The organism is Dokdonella sp. (genome assembly GCF_035703485.1).
Taxonomy (GTDB): domain Bacteria; phylum Pseudomonadota; class Gammaproteobacteria; order Xanthomonadales; family Rhodanobacteraceae; genus Dokdonella.
Map to the genome: position 1 here is coordinate 1 of NZ_DASSYD010000193.1, position 12,431 is coordinate 12,431.

Below are 12,431 nucleotides of genomic sequence, written 5' to 3' on the forward strand. Positions count from 1 at the left end.
CCTGATCGAGCGCTCGCGGCACGAATCCGAAATCTTCCTGCAACCGCGTTTTGGCCCCGGTTGGCAGAACGTTGTTTCGCCGCAGCATCCGCCACATCGTTTCGCCAGTCGGTCCCCGACCCAGACGTTCGCCGATCCAGACCTGGAGGTTGACGAGCGCTTCCGGCACCTGCAGGAAGCGTGTGCCGACGATGCGCATCCAGCGTCGCCAGGCGGCCTGATAGTCGCGCAGACTGATCACGTCGGGGCCACCGACCTCGTAGATGCCGCGCAGGTTTCGTTCGATCGCGATCGCGACGAGTTCGCCAAGATCTTCCGCCGCAACGGGCTGGAGCAGCCATCGACCATCAGCGGGCAGCGGAGAAAATCCGGGAAAGCCGGCGAGCGCGCGCAGCAGCGAAGTACCGCCATAGGATCCTGTCGTCGCATAGACCACCGAGGGCCTGAGCACCGTTGCGTTCGCTGCCAATTGCAGCATAAGCGCATCAAACCGATACTTTGAGGCAATGAACTCACCATCATCGATTTGTCCAAGCGCGGATATTTGAACAAAGTTGCGAATGCCCGTTTCGACGCAGGCCTTAGCCAGCGCCGCAGGCGCGCCCACATGGATGGCTTCAAATGTATCCTTGCCAACCTCGCGCAGAATGCCGGCGACATTGACCACGCCATCAATACCATCAAGTATCTCGCGCCAACTTTCAGCTGCCTGCATTTTCGACAGGTCGACGCTGCGCGTGTCGCCATCGTCAGGCGATGCGCTTCGAGGACGGACAGCGCAAACAACGCGCCAGCCGCGCGCGCGCAGGGCGGCGACGATATAGCCGCCGAGAAAGCCCTGGCCGCCGACGACCAGAATTGCGCGTGATGTCGAAGCAGCGTTTGTCATCGGATCACCGGGAAATCACTTGAGCATCGTCGCACGACTTCCGCGAAAGCCGGAACCGGGTTGTAGCCGGCCATGTTGCCGATCGGGCGCGGCAGCTTGTGTCTGAGATCCATTCGGCTTAGGTTTCCCGTGTGCTGACCCAGACCCACGGCAGCGGTCTGTTCTCGCCGCGGGCATCCAATCAATATTGACGACGCAGGATTTGCATGGACCCTCCCAACTCCCCGGACGACATTCTCCATTTCTGGTTCGATGAGATCGACTCGGCGCAATGGTGGAAGGCCGATCCGGCGTTCGATCAATTGATCGTCGAACGCTTTTCCGGGATCCACGCGCAGGTAAATTGCTGCAAATCGTTCTCCTGGCGCAAGAACCCGCAGGGTCGATTGGCCGAGATCATTGTTCTTGATCAGTTTTCACGCAACATGTTTCGCGGCACGGCGCAGGCGTTTGCCAGCGATCCGCTGGCTCTGGCACTCGCTCAGGAAGCGATCAATACAGGTGCCGACCAGGCGCTGACCCCGGCGCAGCGGAATTTCCTCTACATGCCTTTCATGCACAGCGAATCGAGGCTGATCCATGCGTTTGCCGAGCCGCTGTTCCGGGAACATGCGACGAAGAATACCTACGAGTTCGAGATGCGGCACAAGGTCATCATCGACCGATTTGGTCGCTATCCGCATCGAAACGTCATTCTCGGTCGTGAATCGACGGCGCAGGAGCTGGAATTCCTGAAGCAACCGGGGTCGAGTTTCTGAGTCGACAAACGGCTACCTCTACCAACCGCCGCCGCCACCGCCACCCCCGCCGCCGCCAGACGAGCCACTCGAACCGCCCGAGGATGTCGAGCCCGGTGCGGTCGAGGCAGAGGAGATCGAATTGCTCAAACCCGAGGTCAGTCCACTGGTGAAGGAGGCAAGGCCTGCGGCACCCATTGCGCTGCTGCCGTGATACCAGGCAGGCTGCACTTCGGCGAGCTGGTCGGCGGGCAATGCATCGGCGAAGCGCTTCGCCCACGCCTGCTCGACATCGAGCGCAAACGCGTAGGGCAGCAACGCGCTGAACTGCTCCGGATGATCCTCGGGACGATAGCGTGAATCGAGCTCCTGCTTCTCGGCAACGCCGAGGTACCAGCGAAAGCCTTCGATACGGTCGAGCAGCTTCGCCCCATCCTGGGTCGGTGCCTTCATCCAGTGCATGAACGCGATGTTGGTGCCGATGACGGCGACAAAGATGACTAGCAGCCCGACTCCGGCGGCCATCGCCAGGGCCACGATGCCGGCGATTTCGCCCAGGATGAAAGGCATTGCGAACGCCCAGAGCATGAGCGCACCCATCTTCGAAATGAGACCGCGTCCCGCGCTCCAGGCGCTGATCGCACTCGATACGAGGGCGTACACGCCGAAGCTCCACAGACTCAGCCAGACACACATGAACAAGACGACGAATTTGGCATCGCCGGGCACAGCGATCGCCGCGGCTAACAGAACGCCAATGGACATGATCAGACCCGGAATGAGTTTGCGCCCGTGGGTGAAGAAATACTTTTTCTCATAGTCGGCGGCGAGTGCGGCCTTGTGCGCGGACTTCGCCGAATTCATCCGCCGTGCCGTTGAGGAACTTCGCTTCAGTGTGATCGAATCACCGCCGGCGAACAGTTTCGTCATCAGTGCCGCTTCGCCGGCGGCGAAGTCGACGTGCTTTCCGGTTTGCTTGAGCGTGGTGACGCCGTTCTCCTCCCTGATGCTCAACGCCCCCTTTGCGGCCAGGCCGAGCACAGCCGCCGCGAAGCAGGATGCGTCGTAGCCCATGCGCCGGATATAGCGCAACGAAGCGGGCGAAAAACCCTGCGGTGGCTCGTAGATTGGAATCACCACACCGCGCGCGGGATCCCGCCCGTAACGCCTCCAGGTCAGCACGTAGTAGATCCAGATCAGGATCAAACCGGCGGTGCCGATGAGCAATTGCAGATTGTCCGCAAGCAGCCATTTCAGCTTCTGTTCCGAAGTCGGTTTGGCAACGATTCCCTTGGGGAATTCAAGGACGACGCTGAGTCCTTCACCCGGCTTCAGTTCGACGGTCGAACGGTAGCTGGCGCCGTCTGCAGTTACGCTGGAATCGAGATTGGCCGCCGTCGAACCCTGCGCTCCGGTATAGCCGTAGGCTTTCAGTGAATTCTGCGCAACCGGGGTCGGCAGGTGGATGCTGGCACTGGCGCTGGCAATCGGAAAGGCCCAGCCGTTGCCGGTGACGTTCCAGAACAATTCGTCGTGATCGTCAAAGAATCCGAGTTGCCGGGACGTGCGGTATTCGAGCACATAGGTGTATTCGCCCGGCTTGAGCAGGACATTCTCATTGCCGAGGTAAATCCGCACGCCATTGGAAAGCGATTCGCTGCGCCAGGGTTCGGTCCGACCATCACGCTGCGCGCTGATGAAATCGAAGCCGGTGACGTAGCGCTGGCCCAGCGGATCACGATAAGTCGTCGGGAAATCTCGATACACGCCACGACGGATCTTGTCCCGTTCGGCGCGCACGGTGATGGTTTCCCTGACCGTCATCGTCGCATCGGCGGCAATGGCGATATCACTGTGGTAGGCGAGAATGGTTTCTTCGGCGCTGGCACCGAACATCAGCAAGCCCGCGCAAATCGCAACAACCCGGACGATCAATCGGCGCATCACGAGTCTGTTCCCATAGTCAGTGCCATCAAGGCGTTGGCGTGGATCAGTGACTTCTGCAAGTGGTCGAAAGCGTAGCAGAACCAGGGATTCAGCCGATGCACTCGATCACGACGGGCGGGGCAACGAGTCGCCTCGACCGTAGCCTTGTGCCAAGACCCATCGTGGTGATCAAACGGAGATTCCAGCCGGGCGCAAACCCGGTCGCCAGCAACACCACGCCGAGGCATACTCGCTGTCCCCGCAGTGGAGACCGATCATGCAGCCCGCCGTTGTTCATCCTTCCCTGTTTGCCTCGATCGGCGTGATCGCCCTGGTGCTCTGGCGCGTTTATGCGCGAATTCGTCGTGTGATCGGGCGTCAGTCGCTGAAACGTCGACGGCAGCTGATCAGCGTGGTCGTATTCCCGATCGTGCTGGTCCTGCTGCTATTGGCGTCAATCGCGAATCCGCCGAGCGCCATCGGCCTCTGCGCAGGTGCGGTGATCGGCAGCTTGCTTGGCGCCTACGGATTGCGCCTGACTCAGTTCGAGGTGACCGAGGCCGGCCATTTCTACACGCCCAACGCCCATCTCGGCATCGCCTTGTCCTTGCTCTTCGTCGGTCGTCTGGCTTATCGCTTTTTGCACCTGCAGATGATGGGAGATGCAGCGGCCGCGCCGCCGGACGCTTTCACCCGCAGTCCGCTGACGCTGCTCATCTTTGCCACCTTGATTGGCTATTACATTACCTATGCCATCGGCTTGTTGCGCTGGTCGGCGAACACGCCGTTGCCTGCGCCGGGTGCGCCCATGCCTGCAGCGCAAGGCGATTCGGCCACGACTCTTGCCAATGATTCGCGAAATTCCGGACTGTCCTGAATCGACACGTGCCAGCGTCCAACCGCTGCAGCCGATCAACGCGGATTCGCGCACACACAAAATGGAGAGAATGCGATGCCGATCAACACGCTGAGGGCCTGGCATGAACTGGTCGAATCGAAATCAGCAGAGAAGCTGGATCTTCTGCTCGCCGATGAGGTTGTCTTCCATTCGCCGGTCGTGCACACCGCGCAGATCGGCAAGCCGATCACCGCCATGTATCTGCAAGCGGCTTTGCAGGTTTTCGGCAATGAGACGTTTCGCTATGTGCGCGAAGTCAGCGGCGCGCGTGATGCCGTGCTCGAATTCAATCTCAGCATCGATGACATCGAGATCAACGGTGTCGACATGATTCGCTGGAACGACGACGGCCGCATCATCGAGTTCAAGGTCATGTTGCGACCGCTCAAGGCGATCAATCTGATCCACGCGAAGATGGGACAGCTGCTTCAGGCGCACCGCTGAGACAGGGATCAGGTTTCTTGCGTTGGAGGAAGTATCAGCAACTTCCGTTCGTGGAGAGCCGAGCCTGTCCTCAGCTACCTCCACTTGTGTTCGTGGTGAGCTTGTCGAACGATGAGCGGAAGCTCGTCCCAGCCCTCCCGCGACGTGAGTTCATCTTTCGACAGGCTCAGGACGAACGGACTAGGTAAGCGCGATTCGGATCAGGTTTCGAGAAATCCGCGGATCAGGCGATTGATCCGATCCGGCTGTTCATGCACAAGCCAGTGCGTGCCTTCGGCGATGCGCACGATCTGCAGATCGTCGACCCATTGTTCCAGGCCATCGAGCAGATGCTTCGGCAACGCGTGGTCGTTCTCGCCCCAGATCACCCGCGTCGATACGCGAACGCGCATCTCCTCGGGATCCACCTTCAGCGACAGCGGTCCAGGCTCGGTGTCGGTCGGCGGATGCAGTGGCGAGGCGCGATAGTAATTGACCGCACCGTGCAGTCCACGGCGCCAGCATTCGTGATAGCGCTTGCGCACCTCATCGGTGTACCACGCTGGCGTGGTCGTTCCGAGGTTGCGAAAAAAGCCCTCGAGCAAGGTGAAGTCGTTCTCCATCAACGCTTGCTCGGAGCCCTCGCGGCGCAGCCAGTTCATGTACTGGCTGGATTGTTGTTGTGCCGGCTCATCACGCAGCGCCTGCAGAAATAGCCAGGGATGCGGTGAGTTGATGATGATCAGCTTTTCGAGCAATTGCGGCAGCGCGATCGCCAGACTCCAGGCCACGGCACCGCCCCAATCGTGCGCAACCAGGACAAATCGTTCGTAGCCGAGATCGGCTGCGAGCAAGCGCAAGTCATCGACAAGATGCCGGGCCTTGTACGCGGAAACCTCGTGCGGCATGTCCGAGCGATTGAAGCCGCGCAGATCCGGCGCAACCGCGAAATGATCCGCACCGAACTCGCGCAGCTGGGCCTCCCACGCGTAGCAGAACTCCGGAAAGCCATGCGCAAACAGGATCAATGGTTTGCCGCGCTCGCCCGCGCTCGCATAGTGCAGCCGGATTCCGTTTGCAAGATGGGCGAACTGATCGGTCTGGATTGATGCGGTCATTGATGAGGATTCCTGCGCTTGCGAAACCCATTATGGCGTGTCGGCCGATCGCGGATTTGTCCCTGGATGGCCGGGTCACAATCCTGTTTTCCACGCGTTTCGTGCACATCCATCCTGTGCGATGATCGCGACATGCCAACACCTGCCAATCTCTTTGCTCTGATCATCTTCAGCGTAACCGGCTTCGCTGTGTTCCGCTGGGCGAGCAAACAAGCCTACTGGCGTGCCGCCGGAATCGGCGTTGCCTTGATGGTCTATCCGTACTTCGTCGAGCGTACCTGGTTGCTCTACGCGATTGGTCTGGGATTGTGTGGCTTGCTCTTTTTCTTCAGAGACTGATTTGCGATGCGCATTCGATTGATTCTTGCAATACTGTTTCTCGCCACATGTGGCGCAGCCAGCGCCCATGACATCAGCGCCAGCGCAAGCTACCTCGGCAACGAGGGCGTCCTCGTCGCCCGCGGCAAGACCAAGGTTGTCTTCGACGCGTTCTATGCCGACAGCTATGGCACCTATTCGCTGGTTCCCGATTCGATCAGGTCGGCCTTGCTCAAGGGCACGCCGCCCTATGACGGAATCGATGCCGTTTTCGTTTCGCATGTCCATGGCGATCATTTCACCGCGTCGCATGCAGTCGCATTCCTGCGCGCTCATCGCAAGGTCAAGCTGTTTGGTTCCACGCAGACTTTCGACGCACTGGTCGAGGAAGTCGGCAAGGAGGATCCCTTGTTGAAGCGCATCGTCAGCGTCGATCTTGGCCCCGATGACGCGCCGAAAAGCTTCGACATCAACGGCCTGCAGATCGAAGTGGTCGCCATTCCACACGCGGGCGGCAAGTCGCGAGCGAGCATCCAGAATCTGTCGTGGCGGGTAACTCTGGACAAGGACACGACCGTGCTTCATCTCGGAGATGCAGATACAAGGCTTGCCGATTTCGAGAAGCATGCCGCCCATTTCGCAGCACGCCATGCCACGGCGGCGTTTCCGCCTTACTGGTTCTTCGATAGCGCAGCGGGCAAATCCATTATCGACACCTATCTGAATGCCGATCAGATCATCGGCATCCATGTTCCTGCCGCCGCGATCGGACATGGCGACGCATGGCGTGAGCGTGCGGGCGGCGACTTGTTCACTGATCCGGGTGAATCCCGCAAGCTGGATTGAGCATGCCCAACCCCTTCCACCTAGCCATCCCGGTTCACGATCTGGCCGCTGCACGCGCGTTCTACGGCGGCGTGTTGGCGTGTCCCGAAGGACGCAGCTCCGCGCAGTGGGTGGACTTCAATCTGTACGGTCATCAGTTGGTTTGTCATGTCGTTGAAGGTACAAGGGCAACGTCATCAGCAGGCAGCAATGCGGTTGACGGCCATGCGGTTCCGGTGCCGCACTTTGGCGTGGTGCTGGACAGGCCGGAATGGAATTCACTGGCCGAGCGCCTGCGTGCGGTGGCTACATCGTTCGTGATCGAACCGCATTTGCGCTTCGTTGGCCAGCCCGGTGAACAAGCGACGATGTTCCTGCTCGACCCATCGGGCAATGCCCTCGAATTCAAATCATTCGCTGACATTGAAGGTCAGTTGTTTGCGACCTGAGTGCCGAATGGAAAGTCACAGGCCAGCAATGCCTGAGCGTCATGTCGACCCCGCTTCGAATCACCCGCTCGGTTTCACGTCCGCTTCGCTGAAACCCTTCCTATGCCGTGGAGTTCCGGTGTGACTGCAATCGAACAAGCCATTCGCAACACATTGAATGATGCCTATGGCCTCGAAGGCGACATCCGCCGTTTGCCGGGCGAATACGATCTCAATTTTGTCATCAAGGCGGCGAGCAGGCGTTTCGTATTCAAGCTGATGCGTGCGGATTGTGATGTGCCATTCGTCGAAATGCAGATCGCGGCACTGCAGCATGTCGGCAGATCAGAACTCGCCGGCATCGTCCCCGAAGTGATCTGCACGAAAGCAGGTGCGCCGATGGTCATGCTTGCCGACGGCGGCGGAGATCAGCGCGTCGGTTGGCTGCTTTCGTTTCTGCCAGGAACGTTGATGGCGGAACTTGAAGCGTGGACACCACCGCTCGCTGCCTCGATCGGCAATTTGCTCGGTCGCCTCGATCGTGTGCTCGAATCCTTCGATCACCCGCTGCTCGATCGCGTACTGAAATGGGATCTGCGCCAGGCCGGCTGGATTTCACAACATCTCGACTCAATCAGCGAACCGACACGTCGGGCGCACATCAAGCAGATCAGCGCGCGCTTCGTGCGGGAGCTGAAGCCGCGTCTCGATGCCCTGCCACGGCATGCGATCTACAACGACGCCAACGACATGAACGTGTTCGTTTCGGGCAAGGGCGATCAACTGGAGGCGAGTGGGCTTGTCGACTTCGGCGACATGATCCGCAGTCCCCGGGTATGTGAACCGGCGATTGCGCTGGCCTACGCGATGATGGGGCCAGCCGATCCGCTGGCGCGCGGCGTGGCTCTCGCCCGGGCCTATCATCAGGCCTTTCCGCTATCGAACGAGGAAGCGGCCTTGCTTGCGCCGCTGGTCAAAGTACGACTCGCGATCACGGTAGCCAATGCAGCGATCCAGCGCGCGGAAAATCCGCACAACCGCTATCTGGCGGTCAGCGAAGCACCGGCCTGGCGCCTGCTCGATTATCTCGATGCGATCGGTGACGAGGCCTTCGAAGCGGCGATTCGTGCTGCCTGCATGAGGGAAGTCGAGCCATCCCCGCGAGCGACCAAGACCAGCCTGCTGGCGCGTCGGCGCATCGTTGCGCTCGGCAACCAGTCGTTGTTCTACGAAGATCCCCTGCACATCGTCAGCGGCCGCAAACATTTTCTCCACGATGCAGATGGGGTCGAGTATCTCGATGTGTACAACAACGTGCCGCATGTCGGTCATGCCCATCCGCATGTGGTCGATGCCGTCACCAGGCAGATGGCGACGATCAACACGAATACCCGCTATCTGCAGGAAGTCCACCTCGACTATGCCGAACGCATGCTGGCACGGCTGCCTGCCCATCTGAGCAAGATCGTGTTTCTCAGCTCGGCCAGTGAAGCCAATGAACTGGCCCTGCGGCTTGCCCGTGCCGCGACCGGCGCGCGCGACATGCTGGTGATGGATCACTGCTATCACGGCAACACGACCGGGGCGATGGATATCAGCCCATACAAATTCGGCCACGCGAAGAGCCTGAATGCTGCGCCGGATTGGGTCCATGTTGTGGCCCAGCCCGACGTCTATCGCGGCATCCATCGCGGCGCGGGTGCGGCGGAAAAATACATCGATGAATTCCGTAAAATTCTTGGCAACATCGAGCGCAAGGGACGCAAACCTGCCGGTTTCATTTGCGAATGTCTGCCCAGCGTCGGCGGCCAGATCGTGCTGCCGCCGGGTTACCTCAACACGGTCTACGCGATGGTCCGCGCCGCGGGTGGCATCTGTATTGCCGATGATGTGCAGACCGGGCTCGGACGCCTCGGCCATTGGTTCTGCGGTTTCGAGCAGCAGGAATGCATGCCCGATGTCGTCGTCTGGGGCAAACCGCTAGGCAACGGATTTCCGCTTGCCGCGGTCGCCATGACCCGACCGATTGCCGATGCCTTTGCCCGAGGGCCGGAGTTCTTTGCGACGTTCGGCGGTTCGAGTGCGGCTTGTGCAGCCGGTGCCGCGGTGCTCGATGTGATGAATGACGAAAACCTGCAGGCCAGGGCGCTGAAAACCGGTGAGCAACTGCTGACCGGTCTCGCCGAGCTTGCACAGCGCCACGCCATCATCGGCGATGTGCGCGGCTTCGGATTGTTCCTCGGCGTTGATCTCGTCCGGGATCGCGCGCGCCGCGATGCAGCCACGGTCGAAGCCAGGCGACTGATGAATCGACTGCGCGAAAAGCGCGTGCTGGTCGGCCTCGAAGGGCCAGAAAACAACGTGCTGAAGATTCGCCCGCCGATGAGTTTCGACAGCGCGGCGGCCGAGCAATTTCTGACTCGACTCGACGAAGCCCTGGCCGACATTTCTTAGCAAGTTGTGATCTGCATTCCATTGCCGATGTGATGCATTCGACAATTCGCTACCGAGCGGAGCATTTGGCAAGCCGATTCACGAAAACCTGATCCGGTTTCCGCGCTTTTCCCGCATAGGAAGAGCAAGCAGACGTTGGCCGTCTGTGCCGAGGAATCAGGATGTTTGAGCAACGACTCGTCGCAACCAAAGCTACGAACAAGATCGGCGTCGGCCGACTCCCCACAGCCAGCCTGATCGTGACGCTGTCGATCCTGCTTGGCGCCTGCTCGGACAGCGGGGAAATGCTCGCGACAGATGCGCCAGACCAGCGTCCCATGCTCGCCCAGTCGATGCCTGCCGCCTATTCGACGATGCCAATGCAAGGCGCTGCGCAACGGTCGGCTGACAACAGCGGCAACGCCGGTTTGTCGGCAAATCGCGTCAACCCATCCCGAGTCAGCTTGCCGGGTAACGCGATGCATATGCAGCGCGTCGAGATCCTCGATCGGCAGGGCTTCGAGCGGACCATGGTCGCCGCAACCGCAATGATTCCGGTCGGCTGGCAGGCCCAGGGTGGCGTGGTCTGGTCCCCCAGTGCGTGCGGCAATGGCTACAAATTCAACTGGTCGGCAAGCTCAGCCGATGGCAATCAGGGCATTGCCCTGTTTCCGGGTCAGCAATGGACCTGGAGCAATTTCCCGATCAGCGGGATGAGCTGCCCGACTGCGCAGATCAGTTCGGTCAGGGAGTTCCTGCAGGATCTGGTCAGGCGAGCGCGACCCGGCGCCCGGGTCATCGATTTTCGTCCACGCGAGGATCTGGCCAAACCCTACCAGCAGCTCAACAGCGTCATCCCGATCGGCAGTGGTGAGCTTCGGAGCTGGGTCGAGGCGGGCGAGATCCTGATCGGATACAGCAACGCACGTGGCGTGGAAATCCGGGAAACCGCAGCAGTCGTCGCCTTCTTCAATCTGAGCAGGATGTCTGGCATCAACGGCGGCGAGATGCAGACCCTGAGCGGCCAGACCCTGACGGGCTTTGCGGCTTACGCGCCGAATGGTCAGCTGGATTTCAAGGCCGATGAAACCATGCGCAAGGCAATCCAGCCAGGCGCCGATTGGCTGGCGAAGATCAACAATCACAATTCGGCGCTTGCGAAAAACACCAATGACACCTACCGCAACATTTCCAGGATCAATGCTGATGGTGCGCGTCAGCGCCTTGCACTGAACGCCAGGACCAGCTCGGAAATCAGTGACATGCAGATGGAATCCTGGAAATACAAAAACGAACTCTGGGACAAACAGACTCGTGAAACGGGCGAGATGATCAACGAAGTCGAAACCTACGATGACCCGCAGAGCAGCACCGGTGCCGTGCAACTTTCCTACAACTACAAGAACGCCTGGCGACTCGACGATGGCACCTATGTGCTGACCGATGACGCCAACTTCCAACCCTACAAGGATGCCGGCCAGTTCGGCCAAAAACTCAAGGTGCAGGAATGAACAACATGATGACGAAATCCGGATTGACTATTCTTCTGCTCTTGCTCGCGACGCCGACGTTCGCGCAGGACAGCTTCAATGATGCGCAGAGCAATAGCCAGCAACAGGGATACCAACAGCAACAACAGCAGCACTATCCGCAACAACAGCAACAAGGCTATCCACCACAACAGGGTCAGGGCTATCCACAACAACCGCAAGGAAATCAGCTGCAGCAAGGCTACCCGCAGCAGCAGCAACAGCAGCAGCAAGGATACCCGCAACAATCGGGCTACCCGCAGCAAGCGCAGCAGCAGGGATATCCGCAGCAAGGCCAGCAACTGCAGCAAGGTCAGGGCTATCCGCCGCCGCCAACCAGCGGGCAAGGCTATGCTCAGCAAGCACAAGGCCAGCCGGCAAACGTCCGACCACCGAATTTCGCCGCCGCCGCGCAAATGGAGAATCAGGATTTCGGTGTACAGCCGATTTCACGGTTGCATGACGGCGCGCCGCATGGTCCGACGCCGACCAGCATCCCGGGAGGAAAAGTGATCAGCACTCAGGAGCTGGCCATGAACATGACCCGCAATCCGCAAGGGATGGCCGTGTTCGACATACTTGGCGGTGCGGAAACACTACCGACTGCCACCTTCGCCACGCCCGCCGCCGAACCGGGAGCCTTCAATGATCAGGTGCAGCAGAATTTTGCTCAGTACCTGCAAAAGGTCACCGCGGGCAACAAGGCCAAACCCGTGGTCATGTACTGCCTGAATCCGCATTGCTGGATGTCATACAACGCCGCCTTGCGCGCGATCAATATGGGTTATACCAATGTGCTCTGGTATCGCGGCGGCATCGAGGCCTGGAAGGCAGCCGGCTTGCCGACGGCAAGCCAGAACGGCTACTCGAACTGAGTTGGCGGGAATGTGCTCGAAAGCGCCCGAAT

The 12,431-nt window shown here is 59.8% G+C and carries 12 protein-coding genes; 9 read left to right on the top strand and 3 right to left on the bottom strand.

Translation table 11 applies throughout. The features are described from left to right. Positions 1 to 889, bottom strand: an 889-nt coding sequence (locus tag VFN25_RS14645; protein ID WP_325143197.1) for an NAD-dependent epimerase/dehydratase family protein, incomplete at its 3' end; no start/stop codon positions are given. A 206-nt stretch (positions 890 to 1,095) separates the two neighbouring features. On the opposite strand from VFN25_RS14645, the gene VFN25_RS14650 reads away from it, so the two are divergent. Continuing rightward, positions 1,096 to 1,647, top strand: coding sequence for a DUF924 family protein (locus VFN25_RS14650; protein ID WP_325143199.1), 552 nt, complete (start codon positions 1,096 to 1,098; stop codon positions 1,645 to 1,647). An 18-nt stretch (positions 1,648 to 1,665) separates the two neighbouring features. Here the strand turns inward: VFN25_RS14650 and VFN25_RS14655 are convergent, their stop codons facing one another. Beyond that, positions 1,666 to 3,570 carry a DUF2207 domain-containing protein gene (locus VFN25_RS14655; protein WP_325143201.1) on the bottom strand — a complete coding sequence of 635 codons (1,905 nt, stop codon included), beginning with the start codon at positions 3,568 to 3,570 and terminating at the stop codon, positions 1,666 to 1,668. 259 nt (positions 3,571 to 3,829) lie between these two features. Here VFN25_RS14655 and VFN25_RS14660 point away from each other — a divergent pair, with 259 nt between their 5' ends. Next, positions 3,830 to 4,429 carry a DUF1453 domain-containing protein gene (locus VFN25_RS14660; protein WP_325143203.1) on the top strand — a complete coding sequence of 200 codons (600 nt, stop codon included), beginning with the start codon at positions 3,830 to 3,832 and terminating at the stop codon, positions 4,427 to 4,429. 75 nt (positions 4,430 to 4,504) lie between these two features. Further along, entirely contained in the window at positions 4,505 to 4,894 is a 390-nt protein-coding gene (locus tag VFN25_RS14665) for a nuclear transport factor 2 family protein (protein ID WP_325143205.1), read from the top strand. 200 nt (positions 4,895 to 5,094) lie between these two features. Here the strand turns inward: VFN25_RS14665 and VFN25_RS14670 are convergent, their stop codons facing one another. Next, positions 5,095 to 5,991: an alpha/beta hydrolase gene (locus VFN25_RS14670; protein WP_325143207.1), complete on the bottom strand. Its 897-nt coding sequence runs from the start codon at positions 5,989 to 5,991 to the stop codon at positions 5,095 to 5,097. Between the two features lie 132 nt (positions 5,992 to 6,123). Here VFN25_RS14670 and VFN25_RS14675 point away from each other — a divergent pair, with 132 nt between their 5' ends. The 6 genes from VFN25_RS14675 (at position 6,124) to VFN25_RS14700 (ending at position 12,399) form a co-directional block, all read left to right on the top strand. Further along, positions 6,124 to 6,330 carry a hypothetical protein gene (locus VFN25_RS14675; RefSeq protein WP_325143209.1) on the top strand — a complete coding sequence of 69 codons (207 nt, stop codon included), beginning with the start codon at positions 6,124 to 6,126 and terminating at the stop codon, positions 6,328 to 6,330. A gap of 6 nt (positions 6,331 to 6,336) precedes the next feature. Further along, a complete protein-coding gene (locus VFN25_RS14680) occupies positions 6,337 to 7,155 on the top strand; it encodes an MBL fold metallo-hydrolase (protein ID WP_325143211.1) in 819 nt (272 codons plus the stop codon). Positions 7,156 to 7,157: 2 nt separating this feature from the next. Next, positions 7,158 to 7,583, top strand: a complete 426-nt coding sequence (locus VFN25_RS14685; RefSeq protein WP_325143212.1) for a VOC family protein — start codon at positions 7,158 to 7,160, stop codon at positions 7,581 to 7,583. 120 nt (positions 7,584 to 7,703) lie between these two features. Further along, entirely contained in the window at positions 7,704 to 10,016 is a 2,313-nt protein-coding gene (locus VFN25_RS14690) for an aminotransferase class III-fold pyridoxal phosphate-dependent enzyme (RefSeq protein WP_325143214.1), read from the top strand. A 161-nt stretch (positions 10,017 to 10,177) separates the two neighbouring features. Beyond that, positions 10,178 to 11,506, top strand: coding sequence for a hypothetical protein (locus tag VFN25_RS14695; RefSeq protein WP_325143216.1), 1,329 nt, complete (start codon positions 10,178 to 10,180; stop codon positions 11,504 to 11,506). Between the two features lie 5 nt (positions 11,507 to 11,511). Continuing rightward, positions 11,512 to 12,399, top strand: coding sequence for a rhodanese-like domain-containing protein (locus VFN25_RS14700; RefSeq protein ID WP_325143218.1), 888 nt, complete (start codon positions 11,512 to 11,514; stop codon positions 12,397 to 12,399). Positions 12,400 to 12,431 lie beyond the last annotated feature (32 nt).

What these genes read in the sequence shown, in the direction of transcription:
- VFN25_RS14680 (WP_325143211.1), top strand. Translation starts at nt 6,337, where the DNA reads ATGCGCATTCGATTGATTCTTGCAATACTGTTTCTCGCCACATGTGGC.
- VFN25_RS14700 (WP_325143218.1), top strand. Translation starts at nt 11,512, where the DNA reads ATGATGACGAAATCCGGATTGACTATTCTTCTGCTCTTGCTCGCGACG.
- VFN25_RS14670 (WP_325143207.1), bottom strand. Translation starts at nt 5,991, where the DNA reads ATGACCGCATCAATCCAGACCGATCAGTTCGCCCATCTTGCAAACGGA.
- VFN25_RS14695 (WP_325143216.1), top strand. Translation starts at nt 10,178, where the DNA reads ATGTTTGAGCAACGACTCGTCGCAACCAAAGCTACGAACAAGATCGGC.
- VFN25_RS14660 (WP_325143203.1), top strand. Translation starts at nt 3,830, where the DNA reads ATGCAGCCCGCCGTTGTTCATCCTTCCCTGTTTGCCTCGATCGGCGTG.
- VFN25_RS14685 (WP_325143212.1), top strand. Translation starts at nt 7,158, where the DNA reads ATGCCCAACCCCTTCCACCTAGCCATCCCGGTTCACGATCTGGCCGCT.
- VFN25_RS14650 (WP_325143199.1), top strand. Translation starts at nt 1,096, where the DNA reads ATGGACCCTCCCAACTCCCCGGACGACATTCTCCATTTCTGGTTCGAT.
- VFN25_RS14655 (WP_325143201.1), bottom strand. Translation starts at nt 3,570, where the DNA reads ATGCGCCGATTGATCGTCCGGGTTGTTGCGATTTGCGCGGGCTTGCTG.
- VFN25_RS14675 (WP_325143209.1), top strand. Translation starts at nt 6,124, where the DNA reads ATGCCAACACCTGCCAATCTCTTTGCTCTGATCATCTTCAGCGTAACC.
- VFN25_RS14665 (WP_325143205.1), top strand. Translation starts at nt 4,505, where the DNA reads ATGCCGATCAACACGCTGAGGGCCTGGCATGAACTGGTCGAATCGAAA.